Annotated in this window: 20 protein-coding genes; 6 read left to right on the forward strand and 14 right to left on the reverse strand. The window is 64.3% G+C overall.

Annotated elements, in window-relative coordinates; all coding sequences use genetic code 11:
• The first annotated feature begins 133 nt into the window (after nt 1–133).
• The gene (locus tag HSEST_RS05760; RefSeq protein WP_229122737.1) at nt 134–2,185 is read left to right on the forward strand and encodes an alpha-amylase family glycosyl hydrolase; all 2,052 of its coding nucleotides are present in this window, start codon (nt 134–136) and stop codon (nt 2,183–2,185) included.
• A gap of 71 nt (nt 2,186–2,256) precedes the next feature.
• Nucleotides 2,257–2,499, forward strand: coding sequence for a hypothetical protein (locus tag HSEST_RS05765; RefSeq protein ID WP_229122738.1), 243 nt, complete (start codon nt 2,257–2,259; stop codon nt 2,497–2,499).
• A gap of 61 nt (nt 2,500–2,560) precedes the next feature.
• Here the strand turns inward: HSEST_RS05765 and HSEST_RS05770 are convergent, their stop codons facing one another.
• From HSEST_RS05770 to HSEST_RS05810, 9 genes are all read right to left on the reverse strand, one after another.
• Nucleotides 2,561–4,387, reverse strand: a complete 1,827-nt coding sequence (locus tag HSEST_RS05770) for an FAD-binding protein (protein WP_229122739.1) — start codon at nt 4,385–4,387, stop codon at nt 2,561–2,563.
• Between the two features lie 81 nt (nt 4,388–4,468).
• Entirely contained in the window at nt 4,469–5,551 is a 1,083-nt protein-coding gene (locus HSEST_RS05775) for a glutamate--cysteine ligase (RefSeq protein ID WP_229122740.1), read from the reverse strand.
• A 52-nt stretch (nt 5,552–5,603) separates the two neighbouring features.
• On the reverse strand, nt 5,604–6,233 hold the full coding sequence (locus HSEST_RS05780; protein ID WP_229122741.1) for a fibrillarin-like rRNA/tRNA 2'-O-methyltransferase: 630 nt from the start codon (nt 6,231–6,233) through the stop codon (nt 5,604–5,606).
• Nucleotides 6,230–7,066, reverse strand: coding sequence for an NOP5/NOP56 family protein (locus HSEST_RS05785; RefSeq protein WP_229122742.1), 837 nt, complete (start codon nt 7,064–7,066; stop codon nt 6,230–6,232). Before HSEST_RS05785 ends, HSEST_RS05780 begins: the two co-directional genes overlap by 4 nt.
• A 51-nt stretch (nt 7,067–7,117) precedes the next feature.
• Nucleotides 7,118–7,663 (reverse strand): hypothetical protein, encoded by a 546-nt coding sequence (locus HSEST_RS05790; protein WP_229122743.1) that lies wholly within the window; start codon nt 7,661–7,663, stop codon nt 7,118–7,120.
• A 3-nt stretch (nt 7,664–7,666) separates the two neighbouring features.
• Complete coding sequence (locus HSEST_RS05795; protein WP_229122744.1) at nt 7,667–8,026, reverse strand: hypothetical protein; 360 nt, start codon at nt 8,024–8,026, stop codon at nt 7,667–7,669.
• 197 nt (nt 8,027–8,223) lie between these two features.
• Nucleotides 8,224–9,567, reverse strand: coding sequence for a tRNA pseudouridine(13) synthase TruD (gene truD / locus HSEST_RS05800; RefSeq protein ID WP_229122745.1), 1,344 nt, complete (start codon nt 9,565–9,567; stop codon nt 8,224–8,226).
• A gap of 99 nt (nt 9,568–9,666) precedes the next feature.
• Entirely contained in the window at nt 9,667–10,530 is an 864-nt protein-coding gene (locus HSEST_RS05805) for a 2-oxoacid:ferredoxin oxidoreductase subunit beta (RefSeq protein ID WP_229122746.1), read from the reverse strand.
• Nucleotides 10,527–12,281 carry a 2-oxoacid:acceptor oxidoreductase subunit alpha gene (locus HSEST_RS05810; RefSeq protein WP_229122747.1) on the reverse strand — a complete coding sequence of 585 codons (1,755 nt, stop codon included), beginning with the start codon at nt 12,279–12,281 and terminating at the stop codon, nt 10,527–10,529. The genes HSEST_RS05805 and HSEST_RS05810 overlap by 4 nt, the downstream gene beginning before the upstream one ends.
• A gap of 133 nt (nt 12,282–12,414) precedes the next feature.
• Between HSEST_RS05810 and HSEST_RS05815 the strand changes: the two genes are divergently transcribed.
• Complete coding sequence (locus HSEST_RS05815; protein ID WP_229122748.1) at nt 12,415–13,059, forward strand: FAD-dependent oxidoreductase; 645 nt, start codon at nt 12,415–12,417, stop codon at nt 13,057–13,059.
• A 276-nt stretch (nt 13,060–13,335) separates the two neighbouring features.
• Here the strand turns inward: HSEST_RS05815 and HSEST_RS05820 are convergent, their stop codons facing one another.
• Together HSEST_RS05820 and HSEST_RS05825 are read right to left on the reverse strand one after the other, a co-directional pair.
• A complete protein-coding gene (locus tag HSEST_RS05820) occupies nt 13,336–14,190 on the reverse strand; it encodes a coenzyme F420-0:L-glutamate ligase (protein WP_229122749.1) in 855 nt (284 codons plus the stop codon).
• Nucleotides 14,191–14,318: 128 nt separating this feature from the next.
• A complete protein-coding gene (locus tag HSEST_RS05825) occupies nt 14,319–14,597 on the reverse strand; it encodes a helix-turn-helix domain-containing protein (RefSeq protein ID WP_229122750.1) in 279 nt (92 codons plus the stop codon).
• Nucleotides 14,598–14,757: 160 nt separating this feature from the next.
• Here HSEST_RS05825 and HSEST_RS05830 point away from each other — a divergent pair, with 160 nt between their 5' ends.
• The 3 genes from HSEST_RS05830 to HSEST_RS05840 all read left to right on the forward strand — a co-directional run bounded on the left by HSEST_RS05830 (nt 14,758) and on the right by HSEST_RS05840 (nt 18,221).
• A complete protein-coding gene (locus HSEST_RS05830) occupies nt 14,758–15,585 on the forward strand; it encodes an MBL fold metallo-hydrolase (RefSeq protein ID WP_229122751.1) in 828 nt (275 codons plus the stop codon).
• A gap of 302 nt (nt 15,586–15,887) precedes the next feature.
• Nucleotides 15,888–16,301, forward strand: a complete 414-nt coding sequence (locus HSEST_RS05835) for a universal stress protein (RefSeq protein ID WP_229122752.1) — start codon at nt 15,888–15,890, stop codon at nt 16,299–16,301.
• A 90-nt stretch (nt 16,302–16,391) separates the two neighbouring features.
• Nucleotides 16,392–18,221 (forward strand): hypothetical protein, encoded by a 1,830-nt coding sequence (locus HSEST_RS05840; protein ID WP_229122753.1) that lies wholly within the window; start codon nt 16,392–16,394, stop codon nt 18,219–18,221.
• Between the two features lie 87 nt (nt 18,222–18,308).
• Here the strand turns inward: HSEST_RS05840 and HSEST_RS05845 are convergent, their stop codons facing one another.
• Genes HSEST_RS05845 through HSEST_RS05855 form a run of 3 tightly spaced genes read right to left on the reverse strand, consistent with a single transcriptional unit; the run spans nt 18,309 to nt 24,350 of the window.
• Nucleotides 18,309–18,734 (reverse strand): NusA-like transcription termination signal-binding factor, encoded by a 426-nt coding sequence (locus HSEST_RS05845; RefSeq protein WP_229122754.1) that lies wholly within the window; start codon nt 18,732–18,734, stop codon nt 18,309–18,311.
• Between the two features lies 1 nt (nt 18,735).
• On the reverse strand, nt 18,736–21,438 hold the full coding sequence (locus tag HSEST_RS05850) for a DNA-directed RNA polymerase subunit A'' (RefSeq protein WP_229122755.1): 2,703 nt from the start codon (nt 21,436–21,438) through the stop codon (nt 18,736–18,738).
• Nucleotides 21,438–24,350: a DNA-directed RNA polymerase subunit A' gene (locus HSEST_RS05855; RefSeq protein WP_229122756.1), complete on the reverse strand. Its 2,913-nt coding sequence runs from the start codon at nt 24,348–24,350 to the stop codon at nt 21,438–21,440. The genes HSEST_RS05850 and HSEST_RS05855 overlap by 1 nt, the downstream gene beginning before the upstream one ends.

The raw sequence follows: 24,350 nt of genomic DNA on the forward strand, positions 1-24,350 counted from the left end.
TGTACCGCTCGCTCGTCGCCGCGGCTACCGTCAGGTAACCGAGCACGCGGGGACAGCGGTACACGACGGTAACCGAACAGAAATAGCCTTCAGGAGAGGTTTTTGCCCATCCAGCATAGACGCTGGGGTAGCAATGCACCATCCAGGGCCACCGCGGTTCACGACGGTCGGAACAGCCGTCGAACTCGCCCCGCGAAACCCGGCAGCGGAGATCGAACCCGCGATCGAGTGGTCGATCGTCGACGCACCGGACGACAGCGACGCGTCGCTCGGCTCGGACGCGGTCGAACACATCACGCCCGACGCGCCGGGTCAGTACCGACTCCGGATGACGGCCCCGGACGGGCCACACGAGTTGACCGTTCGAGCCTATCCGGACGTCAGTCGGCCGGTCCGCTTCGCTGTCGAGGCTGGGGAACTCCCCGAGGCCGAAGACGTCTGGATTTCGGCTCCGTTCAACGAGCACATCCTCGGTCGCGACCGCGCTCGATACGAAGACGGCCAGTACGTCTTCGAGACGGAACTGCCGCCGGGGCGACGCTCGGCAGCGTTCGTCCCCGATGAGGACTACCACTCGGCTGCCAGGGACACCGTCGACATCGAGGGACCGGAACGCCCGCGGATCGAACTCGACGCGACTGTCGAAAGCGGGACGGTCGTCTTCGAAGCCGTGCCACGCGCTGGCCCGACGACCGACGAGCGATCCGGGGACCTCGACGTGGAGTTCTTCCTCGACGACCGGGACACCCTGGAGGGATCGCTGGCGATCGACGGGACGACCGCACGCTGTGAGCTGGCGGCCATCGAGGACTCGATCCGCGTTCACGCTGTCGCGGTCGGAGCGCGCCACTCGATCGCCGACACGGTAACGGTCTCGACGGACGGGGACGTCTCCTATCCGAACGAACCGCCCGCCTGGACGGACGACGCGACGATGTACGAGATCTTCACGCGATCGTTCACGGGCCAGGCCGACGCCAGTTTTCAGGCGCTCGAACGGCGCGTGCCCTACCTCGAGTGGCTCGGGATCGACACGCTGTGGCTGACGCCGATTCTCGAGTCCTACGCGCCACAACGGGACGACGACGGCTACGAGCGCGGCGGTCCCCACGGCTATCACACGCTCGATTACTTCCGGACGGCGCCCGATCTCGGCACGCGCGAGGAGTTCGAATCGTTCGTCGAGACCTGCCACGACCACGGGGTCCGGGTCGTCTTCGATCTCGTCGTCAACCACACGTCGAAACACCACCGGAACTTCCAGCTGGCCTCGGCGGGCGTCGAGGACTACGAGCAGTGGTATCGCTTCGACGACGACGGTAACGCCGAAAACTACTTCGCCTGGAATTCGATTCCGAACCTGAACTACGACTCGCTGGCCGTCCGCGAGCATATCCTGTCGGTCGTCGATGAGTGGGCGCCGGTCGTCGACGGGTTCCGGTGTGACGTCGCCTGGGGCGTCCCCCACGGCTTCTGGCAGGAAGTGCGGGACCGCGTGACGGCCGAAGACAGCGAGTTCCTGTTGCTCGACGAGACCATCCCCCGTGATCCGCTGGCCCACGAGAACGCCTTCGACCTGCACTACGACACGACCCTGTACGGTCGCCTGCTGGAGATCGGTCGGGGCGACCGGCCGGCCGAGTCGCTGCTTGAGGCGGTTCGGGCCGAGCAGCGCGAGGGGTTCCCGCCGCGGTCGATGCAGCTCCGATACATCGAGAACCACGACGAGGACCGCTACCTGGCCGAACACGGTCGTGACGCCCAGCGTGCCGCCGCGGCGGCTACGCTCACGCTACCAGGGATGCCGATGGTCTACTACGGCCAGGAGACGGGGATGACCCACTTCCGAAAGCCCATGGAGTGGGACGGCGACGACGAACTGACCCGGTTCCACCGCCGTCTGATACAGACACGAAACGAACACGGGGTCTTGCGCCGCGGCGACCTCGAAGACGTGGCCTTCGAGAGCGAGACGGACCGCGCCGTCGCGTTCGCTCGCGAGTATCAGGGACGACGCGTGGTCGTCCTGTTGCACTTCGGGAACGGAGCCGCCTCGGTGTCCGTCCGGGAGTCACTCGCAGCAACGGATCTCGTGACCGGCGACGCGATCGATGTCGCACGCGCCGGCGGGGAGACGACCGTTTCCGTGGCGACTGTCGCTGTACTCGAAGTCGTGGGCGAGTAGCTGTCGTCGCGGCAGACGCCTGGCTGACGCTCGCCGTCACCTTTGATACTGATGCGCCCCTATCTCTAGGCATGCACGGGACGCCGGGAGACGTCTTCGAGCACGACCGACTCCAGGCGATCTACGAGGCGCGGTCGCTACTGATCATCGCGTTCGTCCTGGCGAACCTGGTGGGGTTGCAGCTGCTCAGGCTCGGCTTCCCGACGGCCGCCAATGCGGTCGTCACCGTCGCGGCGCTGCCGCTGGTGATCGTCGTCATCGGACTACTGCGAGAGACCGGTCGCTGGATCGGTCGTCACTGGCTGGTCGGCTGATCACAGTCGCTGGCCAGAATCGGTGGCTGACCACCAACTACGGGCGTCGAGCGGAACCCCCTCAGTACGAGCGCTCTTTGGGTTCGTAGGTTTCCTCGTCGCCCTCGAGGATGACGGGCTTGTAATAGAGTTCGGGCGACCCCTCGTTCCAGGCGAGCATGGTGTGTTTGATCCACTCGTCGTCCTTTCGCTCCTGATGGGCTTTCCGCCAGTGTGCGCCGCGGAACTCCTCGCGGGCGAGCGCGCCGACGGTGATCGCCTCGGCCAGATCGAGGATGTTGCGGGTTTCGATCGTGTGGATGAGATCGGTGTTGTACGTCCGTGAAGGGTCGGCGACGGCGACGTCCCGGTAGGCTTCTCTGGCGCGCTGGAGTTCCTCGAGTGCCTGTTGCAGGCCGTCCTCCTGCCGGAAGACGTTGACGTACTCGGTCATCGTCTCCTGGACGTCCGCCCGGACTTCCGCGTGGTTTGTCCCGTCTTCCTCGAGCAGTTGTTCGACGCGTTCGCGTTCACGCTCGACGGCGGTGTCCAGCACCGCCTCGGGTGCAGTCATCGCGCCATCGGCCGCGACGTCGCCTTCCGAGCCGTCGACGGCGCCGAGTTCGACAGACGCGTCGACGGCGGCGTCCTCGCTTCTGGCCGACGGACCGGTCTCGATTTTCGCTTTGGCCATGTCGCCTCCGGCAGCGTGCTTGCCGGCGCGCGCGCCGAACACGAGCAGTTCCGGCAGCGCGTTGCCGCCCAGCCGGTTCGCACCGTGCAGAGAGACGCAGGCGTTCTCGCCGGCGGCGTACAGGCCGTCGATGCAGGTCTGGCCGTTTTCGTCGGTCTCGATGCCGCCCATCGCGTAGTGTTGGCCCGGCTTGACCGGCATCGGCTCTTCGAGCCCGTCGACCCCTTCGAAGTCCTCCGCGAGGTGGAGGATGTTCTCCAGGCGATCGACGATGCGCTCCTCGCCGAGATGACGCATATCCAGGTGGACGTACTCGTCTTCGATGCCCCGTCCCTCCTGGACTTCGGTCAGCTCGGAGCGCGAGACCACGTCCCGGGAGGCCAGTTCCCCCTCATTGTTGGCGTACCCGCGTTCGAACATGAACCGCTCGCCGTCGTCGTTGTAGAGGATCCCGCCCTCGCCGCGAACCCCTTCGGAGATGAGCACGCCCGTCGACGGCAGGGTCGTCGGGTGGAACTGGATCATCTCCATGTCCTCGAGGGGGACGCCGGCGCGGTAGGCCATCGCCGCGCCGTCACCGGTGTTCGCGACGGCGTTCGTCGTGTGGTCGAACACCTGGCCCAGGCCGCCCGTTGCCAGGACGACGCCGTTCCGCGCGTGGAAGCCGGCGATCTCGCCGGATTTGATCTCGTAGGCGACGGCGCCGTGACACTCCCGATCCTCCGGGTCGTCGTGATCGGTCACGGCGAGATTCATCACGTACCACTCGTCGTAGACGTCGATCCCCCGTTTGACGACCTGCTCGTACATCGTGTGCAGCAGGTGATGGCCGGTCTCGGCACCGGCATAGGTCGTCCGCGGGAAGGACAGCCCGCCGAAGGGGCGCTGGGAGACCCGACCGTCGTCCTCTCTAGAGAAGGGCATCCCCCAGTGTTCCAGCTGGATCACCTCGTCGGGCGCGCTCTTGGCGAAGGTGTCGATCGCCGGCGCGTCGCCCAGATAGTCCGACCCCTTCATCGTGTCGTAGGCGTGCAGTTCCCAGTCGTCGCCCTCTCGAAGCGCGGCGTTGATACCGCCTTCCGCCGCGCCGGTGTGGCTGCGGACGGGATGGAGCTTCGTGACGAGCGCCACGTCCGCGCCTTCCTCGTGGGCCGCGATAGCCGCCCGAAGGCCGGCGCCGCCGGCACCGACCACGATCACGTCGTACTCGTACATTGATTATCGTCCATACGGATCAGCGTGACTTCAGGTTTTGCACTACACGGTGGCTCCGGTCGTCCCTGGCGGGGTTGCACGTCACTGGAGTTCGAGACGGAGCGAGTCACAGAGCGCGTCGACACCTTCTTGGTCCCGGATACGGCGCTGGCGATCCGCGCCGCTCTCGCCTTCGTACAGCTCGCGGATGCCATCGACGCCCAGCCGATCCGCTTCTCGGTGGACGACCTCGCCGAGATCGACCGTCCCGTCGCCGTCACGGGCAAGAAACGACGCGTCGTGGCCGTGACGGGTCGCTCGCCATTTGTTCTCATCAAGTAGTTCGCGCCGCATGTCGGTCCCGGATTCGCCGTCGTCGTATCGGGCAGCCAGGTCGAGCACGAGCGCGTGAGCGTACTCGACGAACGCCATCGTCCGATCGGGGTCGGCCTGTCCGTCCGGCGCACGGACCTCGACGGTACCGTATTCGGTGTGGGGACGCACGTCGAACCACAGTTCCCCACGATCGTTGATCGAATCCGTCTCCAGCATCCGTCGTTCGAACGCCCGGTACTCTTCGATCGAGTCGAAGGCCGTCGGCACGCCCGTGTTGGGCAGCCCCTCGAAGATCTTCGCTCGCGCCGAGGCGAGTCCCGTGTCGTATCCGTTCCAGTAGGGGGAGTTGGCCGACAGCGCCAGCATGATCGGCAGGTACCACCGGAGTTCGTTCGAGATCCACATGGCCTTGTCACCGTCGTCGACGCCGACGTGGACGTGGACGCCGGCGGTCGTGTTGCGGTGCTGCGGGTACTGGATCCGGTCGAGTTGCTCCCGGTAGCGCGGCTTCTCGGCATGTTCGAGTTCCCGCCATTTCGCCAGCGGATGCAACCCCGCGGCCGCGATGCCGAACCCGTGGTTGCGCGCGTGTTCGAGCAGCGCGTTCCGGATCTCGAGGACGGCCTCGCGTGCGTTTTCCGGCTCCTCGATCAGTCGTGTCCGGGTCTCGATGACTGTCTTGAAGAGTTCGTGGTCGATGCGGTCTTCGAGCACGGCGGGCGGATCGGATTCGTAGACCAGTTCGTCCGATCCGGCGGTCGGCCGGCCCGCGTCGTCGACGACGTAGAACTCCTCCTCGATGCCCAGCGTTCCCAGGCGGGTGAACGGCGACTCCGTGCCCGTATCCATCGCTACCACGCGTTTGGTTTCGGCCGGCTAAAACCTTCCCGTTACTGTCGGGTTATTGCCGCGGGGTCGCAACGACGCCCAGGTGATCGTCGTGGTACGGTTCCAGACGCCCGCGGTCGAGGATCTCGTAGCCCGAGGAGAGTGTCTCACAGACCCCCTCGAAGACGCTCTCTGGATCGGCCGTGACGTCTTCGCTGCGGGCCTTGATCGCCATGAGCAGGCGACCGTCGGGTTCGAGGAACTGTCGGTTCGCGAGCGCAACCTCTGCCTGGCCGCGCGTGGCAACGTCTTGGACGAGCACCTCGACCGGCTCGACGACGTGGGCGTAGGTCTCGGGCTTGCGAGCGTCTTTCAACAGCGGAAACAGCCGGTCGCGGTCGGCGGCGACCTCGATCAGATCGCGGGTCGGTCGCGGGGCGAACTCGACGGCGTAGGTCGGGCCAGCGAAGTCAGCGATGTGACTGACGGTCGTCCCGCTTGCGGCACCGAGATACAGCACGCGCTCGCCGCCCTCGAGGCCGTGCTCCAGGCCGTCTTCGAACATCGCGCCGACCTTCGAGCGGTCAGGATCCCAGCGTCGCCACCCGTCGACGGTCGGCTCCTCGGAGACCTGCGGCCCGCGTGTCGCGAGCGACTCCCGGCCGTCGAACGAGCGGCGCTGAACGCCCTCTGGGAGGCTCATTCGTTCTCACCTCGCGCCCGAATCGTCGCGATGCGGTCGTCGAGTTCGGCCTCAAGTTCGGGCCGGCGCTCGCCGCTGTAGTGGTCGACGCGGGCAGCGAGCGTCAGTTTGCCCGCCAGCGCCCGCGCCGCCGAGCCGCGATGTTCGGGGTCGGTCCCGCGGACGTACTCGTGGGTGTAGATGACCCCGTGTTTCGGCGAGGGAGCGTCCCCCCGTAGGTGGGCAAAGAGCGCGTCCTCGGCACCCAGGACCTGGACCGTGCCGCTGGTCGAACGGGCCAACTGCTTGAGCCCGCCCGAGAGCGCGATCAGCCGCGCCGCGAGCACCGGTCCAGCCATCGAGGAAAGGTTCGGCGCGACCTCCGGCGTGAACCGCTCGATCGACGCTCGGAGTTCGGTGGCCCGCTCGTCGAGGTCGACCACCTGTTCGGCGAGCGCACGCAGTTGTTCGTCGAGGTCGCTATCTGGTTCGTGCTCGGTAATCTCGCGGGCGAAGGCGACACCGCCGCCGGACTTGCCGACCCGGCTCCCGCCCCACTCGGCGACCCGCTCGGCCAGCTCGTTCGCGGTGCGTTCACAGTCGTCCATGGCCCGAACGGCGTGCACGAGTTGCTGGTCGTCGGCGCGCTCGCGCTGGGCGACGGCCTCGCGAGCAGTCTCGATGGTCGCCTCACGCAGTTTGTCGTAGTAGTCGTCCGCGTCACTGGCGAAGCCCGACGCGATCGCTCTGTCGGGCCACGCTGCCGGGGATTCGGCAGTCCCGTCTTCGATCGCGTCGCGAGCGTCGAGAACCTCGGGATCGACGCCCTCGAACCAGCCTGTGTCCGTGGTCATTGTCGGAGTGTATACGTTCCCCCCGTATATCGGTTCCCGAGTCGGTGTCGGTCACAGCGTCGCCAGTACTGCCTGGACGTAGCTGTTCGCGCCCCAACTTCGGTGCGGAGCGATCGTCTCGACGAGCCGGCGGGCCTGTTCCTCGCGCATGTGTCCGACTCGGGCGTAGTCGCGGAGCAACCGCGGCGTCGGCACGAGTGTCGCGCCCTCGATCAGCGCGTGGACCCGAGCGAGGTTGGTGAACTCGTCGGTGAGGAGGGCGTCTACGCCGAGGGCGTTCGCGAGCACGATCGCGGCTGTCTCGCCCTCGTCGAGCCCGTAGGCCGGCAGCGCGTCGTCGGCGTCTTCCCGATCTAACGGATCGACGACCCGATAGTGCTCGTCTGCCGCGCGGACGTTCGTCGCGGCCGCAGCGTGAACGTCGTCGTACCCAGCCATCTCTTGTAGCTCGGTCTCGACTTGCGTCGGGACGAAAACATCGCTCCCTGTCAGGAGGTACTGCAGCGGATCGGGTTCGGAAGCCGTGTCGTAACTCGACACGGACCGTGGAATCGCCAGACTCGCCAGTGCACACGTGTCGGCGACGACTGTCTCCATTGATCAGTCCTCTGGATCGACGGTCGCCGTCTCGCCGTCGTAGACATCGGTGTCTTTGTCTGGTTCCGGGACGTCCAGGGGGTCGCTCTCCAGATCGCGTTTCAGTAGCTGAAGCGTCCGTGCTCGTTCGGTCCCGACTAGCGTCTCGACAAGGTCGTATTCGATCCGATTGTCGTAATAGGCCTCGGCGACGTGCTCGCGAAACTGCTCGTTCTGGCGATGTTCCTGCAGATACTCCTGCAGGGCCTCGATGATAACGTCTGTCCGATCCTTCCCTTCGATGTCTGCCAGCGCGTCTGCCTGCTTGACGAGCTCCTCGGGCGAGAGAAAGTGGACGCGCTTGCGCTTGGAATCTGCAGCCATATGTGCAAAGTATGTGTGTCAGAAATGTAAATGTGTGCATGGCGTGTGCGTATACACCCCTTAGAAGTTCCACTCAGCTAGTTTCAGACGGACTCTTGTGGGGTTGAAGCGCGCCGACGGGCTCGCCAAAGCCACGCCAGACGAGTTTCAGACGGACTCCGCCAATATCTCGCCCAAACCCAAATCACGCCACTGAATTACGCGAGTGCGTCAGGATCAGCTTTCATGTATTCTCGCAGCAGGACAGTAGCGTAGGACCCTTTCGGAAGCGAAAACTCAAACGTCGGAGGGTCGCCTGAGACCGTCAGATTCGTCCGGACCAGGATCGCCCGACGCGTTCCGGAGGATTCGAACTCGCCGGGCAGATCGAAGTCGGCGGGTTCGATATCGAGATCAGCGAGCACCTCCTGGGCGATCTCAGCCGGTTCACCTTCGCCAAACTCGGTATCGGTCCCGACCAGCGGTGCGGTCACGAACGCTCGCCCGCGGTCGACGTGTCGCCGAGCCGTGTCGAGACGCGACTTGTTGACAACCTGGGTTCGGTCGGCATCGGGTAATTCGAGATCCGGCGGCGCGTCCCGGTCGCCGAAACAGATCACGTCGCCCGCGACCGGTTCGTCGAAGGGGAGTCCACGTCGAAGTCGCTCCGAGCAGATCCGGTTGAACACGTACGACTGGGCGGCGTTGACGAACAGCCGCTGCAGGTTCGTCGGGAGCGCGGTCAGCGCCGCCCGGAAGTCGGCTGGTTCGTCGCCGTCGATCTCGGCGAGGCGCTGTACCATCGCGCGCTCGTATCCGAGATACCCTGGCAGTGCTTCCGTTGCTCGTCCCCACTCCCGGTCGTCCCAGCATTCCTCGACGGTCGCCCGCGCGTCGCGCGTCGACTCGCGTTCGCGCTCGCTCGGGTTCCCGACGTACGTCCGGACCGCACCCTCCCAGTCCCGGCGGACAATCGCCAGTCCGACCTCGTGTGTGATCGCCCGTCGGCTCCCGAACCGCTGCTGGCCGAAGACGTTGGGCACGCCGACGCGGTCGTCGCTCCCGCCGAAGGCCCGGAGATCGCCGGTGATCGCCTCGATCGTCTCGACCTGTTCGGGCTCGGAGACCGTGATCTCGAAGCGATTGCCCGCGAGGTCGCCAAAGGTCAGTCCCCGGCCGGTCCGTCCGAGCACGTCGATGTCGGCACCCGCGAGGTCGACGCTCGCGACGGCCTCGGGATCGGCGTTCCGGACCGTGAACAGCTGGGTCGTGATCGCGTACTTGTCCTTCGTCCCGGCCCAGTCGACGCGTTCGCGGCTGATCCCCAGTCGATCCGACAGGGCACTCGCGAAGTCGTTGGTATCCCACTCTCGCAGTGTCGCCCGCAGCAGAATATGCGGATATCCGCCGGCATCAGCCTCGATGGGCTCCGGTTCGACGGTCTCGATCTCCTCGACCCGAAAGTGATCGGGCGAAGCACGGAGTTGCCCACCGATCCCCTCGGCGTCGCTGACGTAATAGTCGATTCCGACCGCCGCCTCGAGTGGGTGTGCGTCACGCATCGCGTCGCTCGAACCGTGCGGCGGCGGGAGTAAAGCACTGTCGCAACAGTTAGGACCGCCGTCGTGCCAGATATCTTTACGAACGTGTCGCCACCAGTATCAATAGAACTCCCTGACGAGATCCGTCGCCCCGTCAGGCGCGCCGTCCGGAATCTCGGCTTTGTTGGATCCGATTCCCTCCCGTTCCACGTAGGGCGTGCTGTCTTCGTCCTGGTAGAGGATGCCGATGTACTCTTTGTCGCTGTCGAGAACCCGGTCTTTGGCCTGGTCGAAACTGCCCGGATCGTGGTCGGTATCCTCCAGATCGACGATCGAGTCCCGGAAGTAGTCGTAGGTGTCGACGTCGTTGAACGTCACGCAGGGGCTGTAGACGTTGACGAAGCCAAAGCCGTCGTGTTCGATGGCCTGTTTGACGAGTTCGGTGTGTCGCTGGGAGTCCGATGAAAAGGACTGCGCGATGAAAGTCCCGCCGGCCGACAGCGCCAGCGCCTTCGGGTTGACCGGCGGAACGCTCGTCCCATCCGGGGAGGTCGCGGTCTCGAATCCCTCCTGGGAAGTCGGCGAAGCCTGTCCCTTCGTCAATCCGTAGATCCGGTTATCCATGACGACGTAGGTCATATCGACGTTCCGGCGGACGGCGTGGATGAAATGCCCGACGCCGATCGAGTAGCCGTCGCCGTCGCCGCCGGCGACCATCACCTCCAGGTCAGGATTGGCCAGCTTCACGCCGGTCCCGACCGGCAACGCGCGACCGTGGACCCCGTGCAGCGCGTAGCTGTGCATGTAGGTCCCGATCTTGCCGGAGCAGCCGATCCCCGCGACGAGGAACGTCTCGTCGGGGTGGTTGCCGGTTTCGGCGAGGGCTTTCATCATGCCGTTCATCGTCCCGAAATCGCCACAGCCGGGACACCAGGTCGGTTGCTTATCGGATTTGAAGTCCGTGAATCGAACGTCGGAACTCATTGTGGTACCTCCGTCTTCGCGACGGCGTCACGGATCGCTTCGGCCAGTTCGTCGGCCTTGAACCGGACGCCCGTGTACTTGTTGATGCGCTGGACGCGTTCCAGCGTGTCCTGTTCGATCAGGTCCGCGAACTGCCCGGTCGCGTTCGCCTCGACGACGAGCACGTCTTCGGCGGCCTCGACCGCCTCGGTGAGGTCCGGCCGCGGATGGATGTACGGCACTGACAGCAACCGGACTGACACCCCGTCCAGTTGCGTCATCGCTTCGCGGATCGCCCCCTCGTTAGAGCCCCACGTGAGCACGAGCGTATCGGCGTCCGGATCGCCGAACTCCCTGGGCTCGAAGGTCTCCCGTTCGCGCGCAGTCTCGACTTTCCGTTCGCGTTTGTCGACCTGTTCGACCCGCACGTCCTCGTCCTCGGTCCGGCGGCCGAGTTCGTCGTGTTCGAGCCCGGTCGTCATGTGCGCGCCGTCGGCCGTCCCCGGGAACGCACGCGGGCTGATGCCGTCTTCGGTCGCTGCGTGCGCGCGGAACCGTCCCTTCTCGTCGAGCCACGCCTCGACGTCTTCCTCGTCGACGACCTTCCCGCGCTCGATCTCGACGGCGTCCATGTCGAACTCCTCGGGTTCGTAGGTACGCTCGGTCACGGCCATCGAGAGGTCTGCCGTCAGATAGACCGGCACCTGGTACTTCTCGGCGAGGTTGAACGCCTCGATCGTCTTGTGGAAACACTCCGCAATCGTCGTCGGCGCGATAACGAATCGCGGAATCTCGCCGTGCCCGCCGTAGAGCATCATGTTCAGGTCCTCCTGTCCCTGTTTGGTCGGCATCCCCGTCGAGGGGCCCGAGCGCATCACGTTGGCTATCACCAGCGGCGTCTCCGTCGTTGCCACGAGTCCGAACGTCTCGCTCATCAGGTCGATTCCCGGGCCCGAAGTGCCCGTCATCGCCCGCGCGCCGGCCCGGGCGGCCCCCAGCGCCAGGTTGATCGCCGCGAGTTCGTCCTCGGCCTGGACGACCGCCCCGCCGAACTCCTCGATCCGGCCCGTGAGATACTCCATGATGTCGGTCGCCGGCGTGATCGGATAGCCGGCGTAGAACCGACACCCGGCGGCGATCGCGCCCATGCCGATCGCCTCGTCACCGTTCAGCAGGACGTAGTCGTTGTCGGTCGTTTCGAGATCGTATTCGAAGTCGTACTCGTAGTTCTCTCGGACGTACTCCTGCCCGAGCCGGGCCGCTTCCTTGTTGTTCTGGACGATTGCCCTACCCTTGTCGCCGAAGCGCTTTTCGAGCGCTTCGTCGAGGTTCTCGATCGGGAACGCCGCCACTTCGCAGGCTGCCCCGAGCGCGACGACGTTGCGCATGATCGCGCCGCCAGCCTCCTCGCCGAGCCCCTGTAGGGGCACTTCCAGCCCGATCATCCCCTCGGGCACCTCGACGTCCTGCATCGTCGTCTGCTCGCCGTCGTAGATGATGACACTCCCCTCGTGGAGTTCATCGAGGTTCTCGTCGATGGTCCGCTCTGTCAGCGCGATCAACACGTCGAGCCGGTCGACGACGCTCTCGACCGGATCGATCGCTGTGCGGACCTTGTAGGCCGTGTACCCCCCGCGGATGCGTGAGGCGAAATCCTTCGAGGTGTAGACGTGGCGGCCGGCACGTGACAGCGCGCGAGCGAAAATCTTGCCCGTCGAGTCGATCCCGTCGCCGGCCTCGCCACCGATGGCCCAGTTGAGATCCTCATGCATGATGAGGAAGGTTTCAAAGCGACCGACGAAAAGCCTTCTGGAACCCCACCCCGATGCCGCCGGCCCGGACGTTTTGTTACCTCGAATTGCACCTTCCGAAAGGACCATCCACCGCCCGCTCGGACTATCGGGCATGGACACGACGGATCTCACTATCGCGGCACTCGAATCGGTCGGCCCGGACGCGATCGCAATCACGTTCGACACGCCAGCCGGGTTCTCGGCGTATCCCGGACAGTTCGTCAAATTGACGCTCGATACCGACGACGGCGAGCAGTCTCGCTTCTATACGATCTCTTCGCCCGATGTCGCGGACACGTTCGAGATCACGGTCGGAATCGATCCCGAGGGCGAGGTGGCTCCGCTGCTCGCCGATCTGGAGCCCGGGGACGCTGTCTCCGTCGCCGGCCCGTTCGGCGACGCCTATTACCAAGGAAACACGGACGCGGTCGTACTCGCCGGCGGTCCCGGCGTCGGACCGGCGGTCGGCATCGGCGAACGTGCCCTCGACCACGGCAACGGTGCTGCTATCATCTATCAGGACCGCGATCCCATCCATCGCGACCGCCTCGACGATCTGTCCGAATCGGGTGGTTTCGTCCGTATCGTCGGGGAGGATGCCGATCTGAGCGAGTCTGTCGTGGCCGCACTTGACGCGGTCGATGACGACGCGCAGGTGTTCGTCTACGGCTTCGCGGACTTCCTGGACGGTGCGATGGACGCCCTCGAAGTGGCCGGCGGCGATCCCGAAACGGCAAAGGTCGAGAACTTCGGTTGAAAGCCCTCGCGGCGGTCTGGCGACCGCCGCTCGCCCTTTTCATGTCCGCCAGGGCCGCCTTGCGGTGCCGCGCCGATCGGCGCGGCATCCGCCTGGGTTACGCCGACGCTTTTCGCAGTCGCGGCCGCCGTGGCCGCGACAAACCGTCCTGTGGCCGCCCCGCTACTGCGGCCGCGCCCCGTTCCTCCCCAGGCGCGCGGCTGAAACCGCGCGCTGGCGTCCTGACTGTCTTGCATACGGTCTCAGTCGGTTCTTTGGTGAACTCTGGAGTTGCTATCAGAACCATTCACGGGCCTTCAGGCGAGCCGTCAACTGTATGCTCTTGCGAAGTCCGCGGCGGACGACCCCGCCTGAATTCGGCACACCCTCTCCATCCTCATACTCCAGTCCGCGGACGACCGTGACGGGGATCTGTTCGTCCGCCTGTCCGAACAGCAATGCTGACCCGGCAGTAAGTTCGTCTGCGATGAGGTCAACGCCGCCGACCTTCGGCGCACCATATAGATCTGTCTGTCCAAAGTTGCTATCGATCGCTTCGATCCCTGCACAGCCGATCGCCAGATCCATCGAACCCGGGCCGGCAATTTCCGAGTCAGCCAGGACGACGGCCACGTCTGCGTCTGTCTGTGCTTCGATCCCTTCGCGGAGGCGACGGGCACTCTCGTCGGGATCGTCCGGCAGCAGCGTCATCATCCCGTCCGGACTGTTTGACCAATCGACACCCGCGTTCGTACAGAGTCGACCGTTACGCTCGGTCACGAGCATCGCTGGAACGTCAGCAAGTGCTTCCTGCGCCGCTTCAGGGTCGACAGCGTGTTCCAACAGCACGTCTTCGCCGATCTCTGCGATCGGGACCGCACCGATGACCTCGCTTTCATCGTAGATGACGGCCACTTCCCGTGGATCAATGCCGGTGACATCGGCCACTCGGTGGTCGCGGTCAGTAACTTCGACCTCATCAGCTTCGACAAGTCGATTCTCGGCGAACGATACGACCTTCGCGGTAACGACGACGATGTCACCGTCTGCCAGGGGATACTCTTCAGCCGTCGTTTCGACGATACGGCCGACGAGATCGTCGTTTGGCTGGACCCGCCCAATATCAAGCCCGTGGAATGTTAGTTCTGACATCATTTAAATATCGGAAATAGCACCCTTCAACGCTGGGAAGATTGCATATCGATGAGAATAGACGAGATCTTTCGAGATACGTTCGCTCAGTCAGCCGATTATATTGAGAGAATACTAACTATATCTCGTCATCGCTCGAGTGGAGCTCGTGTATCAGTCGGAATGGGCGTCCCGGCTGGCTCTGTATCAGCGACATCAGTGTCCGCGGGGACGACCCAGACGCGCTCGTTTCCGAATGTTTTGCTTTCGATAGCTCCGTCCCGTTCCAGATCACGTAACTTCTCGGCCACCGTCTCGTAGGAGTCCGAGACGACATCCGCAACATCTTGCGTTGTCGTCATCCCCCCAGCATCAGTCATCTCCCCTTCTTTCACCGCCTTGAGAAGTGTTTGTGGGTCTGTTGTCATTATACAATGTGGTATGAGTTGACAAGGAATAACTCTGCTGGTCACGTAATTGACCGGTTCAGGCTCCATACGTAGCTATTCTGTCTAGGTCGGTCCGTCTACACGGCCGCCGCTCAGCCGGTCCGAAACGCTTAGCCGTGCCCGCGGCGGATCGACTGGTATGGTACACAGCGACTGGGGAGACTGGCTCCCGCGTGCGATTGAGGACGCTGATCCCGACGGCGTCGCGATCTGGTATCTCGGCTGCAACGGCTTCGCTCTCAAGGCCGACGACGGGACGACGCTGTTCGTCGATCCCTATCTCGGCACTGGTGATCCGCCCCGAACAGTCCGGATGATTCCGGTACCGTTCGATCCCGAGGACGTCGGTCCCGTCGACGCGGTACTGGCCACTCACGAACACAGTGACCACGTCCACGGCGAGTCGACCGCGCCACTCCTCGCCGATTCGGACGCATCCTTCTACGCACCGGACGACAGCCTCGCGGTCGCACGCGAGGCGGGCTGGGACGATCGGTGGGATCTCGATACCGATCAGTACGTCGAGGTCGAGGACGGCGATACCTTCGAACTCGGATCGCTGACGGTCAACGTCGAGCCCGCGAACGACCCGGACGCGACCCACCCTGTCGCCTACGTTTTCGAACACGACGCCGGAACGTTCGTCCACGGCGGCGACGCCCGTCCCGGGGCCTTCGAGTCCGTCGGCGAGACCTACGACATCGATGTGGGGGCACTGGCGTTCGGCAGCGCCGGGATGATTCAGGACAAACAGACTCGCGAACCCAAATACACCAAGTGGTACAACGACGAAAACGAGATTATTGAGGCCGCGACCGAGCTCCAACTTGAGACGCTCGTGCCGACTCACTGGGATATGTGGAAAGGATTGAATGCCGATCCAGCCGTTCTGCATCACCATGCTCGGAGTTTCGAGTATCCCGAGCAGGTCAACGTCATCGAGATCGGCGATCGATTCGACCTGTAGGGCTGGGGCGGGGCGGTCTTTTTCCCCACGTTTTTGCGCGAGTGACCGGCGGGAACGAGCGGAAAAAGTGGTCTCGGAAGGGATTGAATGCCGATCCAGCCGTTCTGCATCACCACGCCCAGAGCTTCGAGTACCCCAACCAGGTCAACGTCGTCGAGATCGGCGACCGGTTTAATTTGTAGTAGCGTGTCATAGAGACGTTCTTGACCTCTCTCCTGTCGGGTAGTACGAGTGAACTGATTGCTCACCTTCCCGGTCATATTCCATAGCTATATTATCCTTCCCGTGTCATTTTCTGACAGATGTACCGGGCGCTGATGCCGATTGATGGGAGTGAGTCACGCGGGGAGGCACAGGCCGAGGCAGTCATTGGGCTCCCGAATGCAACAGAGAGCGTCACCGTAACACTGCTGTACGTGTTTGACGACGCAGACCAGATGGAGACGACTGCTCCCGACGAACTCGACGGTGGACGGGTAGCAGCGACCCGATTACAGGACGCAGGCATCGCCGTTGAGCAATCCTCCCGTGTGGGCGATCCGGCGACGGAAATCCTTGCTGCAGCCGACGAGCTCGACGCCGATCAAATCGTTCTGGGCGGCCGAAAGAGATCACCGGTCGGCGCGATTCTCTTCGGTAGCGTCAGCCAATCCGTGATCGTTGACGCTGATCGACCGGTCACCATCACGGGCGACGCAACGTCACACTCTGCGTAACGCACCCGGCGAGAAGGGCGGTCTTATCGAATCTGATCAATGTGTGCTATAGCCACAACTTATATACTCGCACTACATATAATATTAGTGATGGATAAAGCACGTCACACAAATACCAAAACGCTAGATCGCACCGACAGTATCCCACTGGCGACGCGTCGGGCGGTCCTCGCAGCGGGTGGCGCTGTCAGTCTCGGGAGTCTCGCTGGCTGTACTGCGCTCGATGGGCTCCTCGACCGAGCCAGTGAGGAAGCGGTTGGGACCAAGATGGCGTCGCCAGCCGGCTTCTACGCCGGTGGCGAGATCGACGGCGTGACGGCGTACAGGAGCGGACCGGTCGACGTCCGGTTCGTCCCACCGAGCCTGCGGGCCGAGGACCGACGCATCGACGTCGACGGCTGGAGCACGACCACGACCACGAAGGCCCAGGATTACAACTCCTCGCGCTCGAACAAGCCGAGTTCGATCTGGGTCCCTGACCCCCGCGACGAGGACTCCGACGACGACGGTATCGGGACGCTCGCGGGGGTGCTGGATACCGAACGGGCGCTGTTGGTCTACGCGGACGCCGCCATCGAAGCCATCGACGGCCGGTCGGGCGACGACGCGACGGCCGCGCTCGAGGCGTTCAGCAAGGCGACGACGACGGTGCGGGGCGCGCTCGAAGACTGCCCCTCCGAGACCTGCAAGACCGTTTACGAACACGCGGACGGACGGAAGGACCTCGCCCAAGACGCAAGCGACGCCGTGGGCGCAGGCGAGTGGGACAGCGCGCGACGGTCCATGCAACAGGCTCGCCGGATCGTCCAGGGCGACATCGAGCGAATCCGCGGCGATCTCGACAGCGACGGCGACGGACTCCTCGACGGCACGGAGCCCCTCTACAACTACCTCGACGGGGAGCCGACGATCGGCGAGCACTTCGTCGTCAGTCTCCCGGACGCCAGCGTGCGGGGCGGCGGTCCGGCACTGGCCGAGGAACTCACGCCCGAGCGCGTCCTCGCATACTTCTTCGGCGAACGGGACGCCGATAGCTGTGGCGAGAGCGACCGGACCGTCGCGGTCCACCGGGATCTATCCTGCCGGGACCTCCTCACGTCGACGCTCGAACTCGACGACGGCTTCGACCTCGGCCGGCCCGACGACATCGACAAGAAGGATATCCGTCGCGGCGTCGCCGCCTTCGGAACCTCGGGCGGCGTCGTCGTCACCGGGGCATCGCCGGCGGCGGTCGCCGAGCCGATGGCGCGGGTCTCGGGCCGATTGCCTGGGGAGAGCGATTGTTGCTTCGACTATAATAATTCCTGGGGCGAGGAGACCACCTCCGGGGAGGCCGCCGTGTCCGAGACGTTCGTCATCCCTGTGGCGGCGACGCCGGCGGACAGTCCGCTCGCGATGCCCGCGCTATTCTTCGTGCGTCGGATCCGCCACGAGGACCAGCTGCTGTTTGTCGGCGGCTGGCAGATCGACGACGGCGCGCTCTACGAGAACAGCGCGACGCTGTTGACCGCCGACGGTCCGAACGTCGTCGCGGGGGTCACGCGTTCGGACATCGAGGACGGCGGTATCGACCTCGAGAAGATAGTAAGCGACGACAGAGTCGTTCGGAAAAAACCCGGGCGGACGAAATACTCGAACATCACGCTACAGAGCCAGTACGACCCGGACGCCGAGTACTTGCCCGCGGGTGCCCACTCAGTGTGCAGGGACGACGGCGACCTGTACTGCTGGGGAGTCCAGTCCCACGAATCACTCGCACGGCACGACACTCGCGACTGTGACGACGACGACGCCGATGTCCGCCCATCGGCCGTCACAACGGCGCTCGATGCACCGGTACTGCACCTCGTCGGGGCTGGCAAGGCATCGAACGACGTGAAGTTCAAGGCGGGGGCGGAGCTGTCGAAATCAGTCAACTGAGAGCATTGACGGCCGCCCGGGTGAACTTTAGACGGGTGTTTCCCTCGTGACTGGCCCGATCGACAATAGAACGGAGGTCGCGTCCGGTCAGGTCAACTCGACGCCGTCGATATCGAAGTGTCGTTTCGCCAGCGTTCGCGCGGCATCGATGTTGCGGCCGTCCTTGCCGATCGCGACGCCGGTGTCTTCCTGATCGACTTCGACGTAGGCGACGGTGTCGTCGTTCTCGCTGATCGTGACGTTGTACACCGCGGCGGGAGCGAGTGCGCTGGCGATGACGTCCTCGGCTGCGGGACCGTCCTCGACGAACTTGATCGACCGGTCGAGTTGCGATTCGAGTTCACGGACAGTTTCGCCGCCAGGGCCGATCGCCCGTGCCATCTCGCCGGCTTTCACCAGCACGAGCAGCCGATCGAACGTCTCGTCGATCACGCAATCGCGGACGGTCGCACCGGTCTCGTCCTCGATAATCGGGATGAGCTGGCGCGCTTCGTCGCTGAGCGTGATCGTCATATCAGTCTGCGGAGCCGCCCTTGCCGGGGTTCATCCGCAGGTCCACGTCGCCGGTACCGAGCTTGATCGGCTTGCCGACGATGACGTTCTCAGTGACACCGTCGAGTCCGTCGACCTCGCCGTGGATCGCGGCGTCGAGCAGGTGCGAGACGGTGACTTCGAAGGCCGCTCGCGCCAGGACGCTGTCCTTGTTGCCGGAGATGCCGTGGCGACCGATCGACTCGATCTCGCCATCGTTGGTCATGATGTCCGCGACCAACATCAGGTGACGGACGTTGACGTCGTCAAGCCCCTGTTCCGCGAGGGTGTCCATCGTCTCGTTGATAATCGCCTCGCGGGCGGCCTCGACGCCCAGCTGGCGATAGATCTCGTGGATGTTGTTACACGTCGTCCGGGAGGCGTCGACGCCCTCGATGTCCAGGACGTCGCCGAGGGCTGATCCCTCGGTGTACAGGACGAACTCCTCGCCCTCTTCCGTGTCCTCCTTGCGGATGACGACGCGGGAGACGTCCTCGATCCCCTTGAAGACGATCTCACGCAGGTCCTCGACCAGCTGCAGCAGGTCCCGGTAGGACGGCTCCTCGGGACCGAACTCGATGGCTGTGCCGGACTGGCGAGTCTGGACGCCCAGCGCGCCCTCGATAGTCGAGGCGATCTCCTCGGCGACGACCTCGACGTCGTCGACCGTTGGCCACCGTTCAGCCAGTGTGTCGGGATTGAGGTCGATCTGGACGAGCATGTCCGCGACGTTCGTCGAGATGTCCCCCAGTGCGAGGATCTTTGTCGCCTCGATCTTCCAGACGACCTCGTGGGCACGCTCGCGCTCGGTCGCGTACTCGTCCTCGAGGTGGACCGTCATCATCGGGGTGTCCGGGGTCTTCCGGGCGTCCACCAGTTCGATGAGTCGCGGCAGCCCCTGGGTCACGTCGATCTCGGCGACCCCCGCGTAGTGGAACGTGTTCATGGTGTTGTGGGTCACGACGCCCTGTGCCGTGGTGAACGTCTCCAGTCCGGTCACCGAGAAGTCGTAGACGTACTCGTGGTTGGGTTCGATCGTCTCGATCGATTCGATCCGTTCCCAGACGATATCGCCATCGACAGCCTGTTCAAGTGTGTCGAGTTCCGACGGATTCTCGTCAGTCCGCTCGTCGATCATCTCGACGAGCGAAGCAAGACGGTTGCGCCCGATCCGCTGGCGCTTGTGGGCACTGTTGATCTGACGCGAGGGAATTCCAGCTTCCTTGGCAGCGGTTTTCAGCGACTCGCCGAAGTTCGGAATCTGGTCACTCGCGTCCGGTCCGTCGACATCGACTTCAGTGGCCAGCGCAGCCAGTTCGCTGCCACGCTCGCCGACCATCCCAACTCGATCCGCGAATGCCGGGACGAACTTCTTCGGGACGCGAAGCGTCTTGGAATCGTCCTGCTGCCCGAAGGTCGCGTAGATGTCGAATCGTGACAGGAGCAGGGAAACACCATCGACCAGTTCGTCGCTTGTCGAACTGGCCCGAACGGCGTTTTTGCTGACGTTCCCGTCGCCGCTGAAGTAGCCTGAGAGCAGGCCACGGACAAACTCAGTCGTCGCACCGAACGCGAAGTCCGGAACGACCTTCGAACCGTCCTCAGTACAGGTGGCTCGCAGGAAGTCCACCAGAACGGTGCCGTTGACGCGGATGTCATAGCCAGTCGCGAATCCGCTGTCGTTCTCGTACTCGTTCACCGAGAGGTCGAAGCGCCCAGCGAACGCGCGAACGCGATTCTGGAACGTCTCTTCGACGTTCGAAATCGAGACGTAGTGATCTGTCAGGCTCCCTTCAGCGAGGAACGCGCCGAGGAAGAATCCGGTCTCCTCGTCGAGCGGGAACCGTTCGGGTAGCCCTACAGTTCCCTGTACCGGGTAGACGGCGTGTTCGTCGAGGTCGCCAGCTTCGAGCGCCTGGCGTTTGTTCCGGATCTGATCTTCACCACCCGGCAGTGTGGCTGTCCCGCCATCGGTCAGCGCCGACGTGTACCAGTAGTCGCTCGTCGGGAGGTGCTCGCGAAGGTCGACAGTTTCCTGCTGGTCGCTGTCAAACGACCGGACGACTGGCAGCCAGTCGCCCTCGTCGAGGTCATCGCCCGCGACGGGTACGACCTCGTTGTCCTGTCGAGTCACGAACGAGTGTGCTCTCGTCGCTCGGATCGACCGCCCCGATTCAAGCTCGAACCGGAGCAGTTCGTCCGGTGCTTCGTGGCGACTCACCTGTTCGAGCGGTTTCCATTCGGTACGCTCGTCTGCACGCAACGAGAGCACTTCCATGCCCTCTGGGCCGGACGTAACTTCGTGACCGTCGACGTCGGCGGTCTCACGTACGTCCATGAGGCCATCGATCAGCGAGCCGATCTCGGTGACGTCAGTCTCGCCGTCGCGCCGGACGAGAACGTCCTCATCGTAGGGAACGCTCATCTGCGTTCCGGGTTCCCCGATCGACTGGGCGGAGACGGTCCCGACCGGATCCAGTGGGTCGACGCGCGTGTCGACGTACCTGGATTCGACTGCGGAGGCAATCTCCTCAACGGCGTCGAGGTCCATCCCGCCGCGGTCGTCGATCGTCTCGTAGAGTTCGTTCTTCAGGCGGCGCGGCAGATCCGTGTCCTCGACGAGAACTTCGACGTCCTCGTCGACGTACTCGAATCGATCCGTAGCGTGGTATTGTGTTTCGCTCATCAGTCATCACCCTCCGCGAGCCACCAGTCGTCGGCGTGCTCCGAGAGGTTGGTCGGTCGCTTCTCGGTGCCAAGGAACTGCTGTTTTTCCGTCTCGTCTTCGAACTCTTCGTCGAGGATCCGGTCGGTGATGTCCTCGACGTCGACGGCAGCTTCTTCCTCCGCGGAGGAGACGTCGACGGGCGAGGTGCCGTCCTCGCCGAACTCGAACTGGACGATCGTGTCCGACGTATCCCGGACGGTGCCGTCGTACTGCGTCTCCAGTTCGGAGAGGGCGTTAATCAGGCGTCGCTGCAGGTAGCCGGACTTGGAGGTACGAACGGCGGTGTCGACCAGGCCCTCGCGGCCACCCATCGCGTGGAAGAAGAACTCCTTGGGTTCCAGCCCCTCGCGATAGGAGTGTTCGACGAACCCGTGGGCGTCCGCGCTGAGGTCGTTCGGCCGGTAATGTGAGAGCGTGCGGTCCTCGTAGCCGCGGTTGATCCGCTCGCCCCGAACCGCCTGCTGGCCGACCGCGCCGGCCATCTGGGTGAGGTTCAGCATCGACCCACGCGCCCCCGAGTCGGCCATGATGACCGCGGGGTTGTCGTCGGCGAAGTGATCCTCGGCGATGTCACCCGCGGAGTCGCGGGCCTTGCCGAGCGTCTGCATGATCTTCATCTCGAGGGTCTCGTCGACCGTGCGACCCGGCAGGGATTCGAGTTCGCCCCGTTCGTAGGTCTCGATGAGTTCCTGGACGCGCTCGTAGGCGTTCTCGATGGCCTCGTCGACCTGTTCCTGGGCCTCCGGCGGGATCGACTCGTCGTCGATCCCGATCGAGAACCCGAAGTGCATGATCGTTCGGATCGCAAGCGTCCCGATCTCGTTGATGAAGATCCGGGCACGGGTCTTGTCGTACTGTTTTGCGATCGTGTCGACGATCTCCCCGCCGAAGGCGCCGACCGCGTCCTCGTCGATCGTGCCTTCGAGGTGCTGGCCGTCCTCGATGAGAACGGTATCACCCGCACTGGAGGTGAACTCCAGGTCGAGCCCGTCCGGCAGCAGCTCCGAGAAGATCGAGCGGCCGGTCCAGTAGGGCGTGCCGTCTTCCTCACCGTCGGGTTCGGGCAGCGTGTCGACGCTGGTCGCCCGCAGCAGATCCAGCGCTTGGGTCTCGTTGAAATGGGGGTTCTCGTGAGTTAGCAGGTACGTCGCGGAGATGTGGTCCTGGATGGCTCCGAGGATGTTCTCCCCGAAGCGCGGACTGAGCATCTGCTCCTGGACGCGCATCAGCACGCGTGCCTCCGCACGGGCCTCCTCGTTCTGGAGGGCGTGCATGTTCATCTCGTCGCCGTCGAAGTCCGCGTTGTACGGCGGGCAGACGACGGTGTTCAGCCGGAAGGTCTTGTACGGCATCACGACCACTTCGTGGGCCATGATGGACATCCGGTGCAGCGACGGCTGGCGGTTGAAGATCACGATGTCGCCGTCGACGAGGTGTCGGGAGACCTCCCAGCCGGCCTCGACCTTCTCGGCGAGTTCCTCGCAGTTCTTCTCGGTCACTTTCAGCCGGCGATCGTCCGGTCGGCGGACGTAGTTCGCGCCCGGATGGCTCTCCGGACCGTTTCGGACGTACCGTCGCGCCTCTTCGAGGTTGCGCTCGGTGACGTTCATCGTCTGGGTCATCTCCGTGGCGACCCGGTCCGGGACCCCGACCTCGTTCAGACTAAGGGTCGGGTCCGGCGAGATGACCGTCCGCGCGGAGAAGTTGACACGCTTCCCGGACAGCGACCCGCGGAAGCGACCTTCCTTGCCTTTCAGGCGTTGAGAGAGGGTCTTGAGCGGCCGACCCGAGCGGTGTCGAGCCGGTGGCGTCCCGCTGATCTCGTTGTCCATGAAGGTGGTGACGTGGTACTGCAGCAGTTCCCAGAGGTCCTCGATGATCAGCTGGGGCGCGCCGGCCTCGCGGTTCTCCATGAACCGCTGGTTGATCCGGATGATGTCCACCAGCTTGTGGGTGAGGTCGTCCTCGCTACGCTGGCCGTTGTCCAGCGTGATCGACGGTCGTGCCGTGACCGGCGGGACCGGCAGCACAGTCAGGATCATCCACTCCGGCCGGGACTTCTCGGCGTCGATCCCCAGCACTTTCAGGTCCTCGTCCGGGATGTCCTCGAACCAGTCCCGGATGTCGCTGGGCATCAGCTTGTCCATGTCCTCCTCGGTCAGATCGACATCCAGGGCCTTCTCGATGGCCCGGCGGTCCTCCTCTCGGGGGCGGAACTCCCCGGAGAGGATGTCCTGGATCCGGCTGTCGTCGATTCCGGTTTCCTCAGCGAGCTCGTGTGGCGCAATCGGCTCCTCGTCCTCCTCGTCGGGCTCCATCGCGGCGGCGATTAGCTGGGGATACTCCGAGGAGAGCACCTGCTTGACCTCGTAGTAGGTCGTGGGTTTCTCGTGGTTGATGTCGTACTGGACCGCGCCACAGTGGGGACAGTAGTCCTTCTTGCGGGCCTGGCGGATCGCGGCCTTGGTGACGTCGTTGAGATCGTCGCCGAGCTCGCGCGTCCGGTCGAGGCGGTCGCGGAACTCCTGGCGTTCGTTCTCGTCGAGGGTGAGCCGCGAGCACTCACGGCAGGTTCCGCGCAGCAGCCGGCGAATGAGCTTCGAGAAGCCGACGTGGATCACGGGGGCGGCCAGCTCGATGTGGCCGAAGTGGCCGTTGCACGATCCGCTGTGCTTGCCGCAGGTCTTACATTCCAGCCCGGGGTCGATCACGCCCAGACGCGGGTCCATCAACCCCATGTCGATGGGGAACCCGTCGTCGTCGTAGGTGTCGGCCGTGATGACCTTGGTCGCGCTCATATCCCGATACTCCTCGGGGTCCATCAGCCCGAAGCTGAGACTTCCGATCGATTTTGGTGCGTGGCCTGACAT

The sequence above is a fragment of the Halapricum desulfuricans genome, assembly GCF_017094465.1.
Taxonomy (GTDB): Archaea; Halobacteriota; Halobacteria; order Halobacteriales; family Haloarculaceae; genus Halapricum.

Coding starts and splice junctions, on each gene's coding strand:
- HSEST_RS05760 (WP_229122737.1), top strand. CDS start 134: ATGCACCATCCAGGGCCACCGCGGTTCACGACGGTCGGAACAGCCGTC.
- HSEST_RS05765 (WP_229122738.1), top strand. CDS start 2,257: ATGCACGGGACGCCGGGAGACGTCTTCGAGCACGACCGACTCCAGGCG.
- HSEST_RS05770 (WP_229122739.1), bottom strand. CDS start 4,387: ATGTACGAGTACGACGTGATCGTGGTCGGTGCCGGCGGCGCCGGCCTT.
- HSEST_RS05775 (WP_229122740.1), bottom strand. CDS start 5,551: ATGGATACGGGCACGGAGTCGCCGTTCACCCGCCTGGGAACGCTGGGC.
- HSEST_RS05780 (WP_229122741.1), bottom strand. CDS start 6,233: ATGAGCCTCCCAGAGGGCGTTCAGCGCCGCTCGTTCGACGGCCGGGAG.
- HSEST_RS05785 (WP_229122742.1), bottom strand. CDS start 7,066: ATGACCACGGACACAGGCTGGTTCGAGGGCGTCGATCCCGAGGTTCTC.
- HSEST_RS05790 (WP_229122743.1), bottom strand. CDS start 7,663: ATGGAGACAGTCGTCGCCGACACGTGTGCACTGGCGAGTCTGGCGATT.
- HSEST_RS05795 (WP_229122744.1), bottom strand. CDS start 8,026: ATGGCTGCAGATTCCAAGCGCAAGCGCGTCCACTTTCTCTCGCCCGAG.
- truD (WP_229122745.1), bottom strand. CDS start 9,567: ATGCGTGACGCACACCCACTCGAGGCGGCGGTCGGAATCGACTATTAC.
- HSEST_RS05805 (WP_229122746.1), bottom strand. CDS start 10,530: ATGAGTTCCGACGTTCGATTCACGGACTTCAAATCCGATAAGCAACCG.
- HSEST_RS05810 (WP_229122747.1), bottom strand. CDS start 12,281: ATGCATGAGGATCTCAACTGGGCCATCGGTGGCGAGGCCGGCGACGGG.
- HSEST_RS05815 (WP_229122748.1), top strand. CDS start 12,415: ATGGACACGACGGATCTCACTATCGCGGCACTCGAATCGGTCGGCCCG.
- HSEST_RS05820 (WP_229122749.1), bottom strand. CDS start 14,190: ATGTCAGAACTAACATTCCACGGGCTTGATATTGGGCGGGTCCAGCCA.
- HSEST_RS05825 (WP_229122750.1), bottom strand. CDS start 14,597: ATGACAACAGACCCACAAACACTTCTCAAGGCGGTGAAAGAAGGGGAG.
- HSEST_RS05830 (WP_229122751.1), top strand. CDS start 14,758: ATGGTACACAGCGACTGGGGAGACTGGCTCCCGCGTGCGATTGAGGAC.
- HSEST_RS05835 (WP_229122752.1), top strand. CDS start 15,888: ATGTACCGGGCGCTGATGCCGATTGATGGGAGTGAGTCACGCGGGGAG.
- HSEST_RS05840 (WP_229122753.1), top strand. CDS start 16,392: ATGGATAAAGCACGTCACACAAATACCAAAACGCTAGATCGCACCGAC.
- HSEST_RS05845 (WP_229122754.1), bottom strand. CDS start 18,734: ATGACGATCACGCTCAGCGACGAAGCGCGCCAGCTCATCCCGATTATC.
- HSEST_RS05850 (WP_229122755.1), bottom strand. CDS start 21,438: ATGAGCGAAACACAATACCACGCTACGGATCGATTCGAGTACGTCGAC.
- HSEST_RS05855 (WP_229122756.1), bottom strand. CDS start 24,350: ATGTCAGGCCACGCACCAAAATCGATCGGAAGTCTCAGCTTCGGGCTG.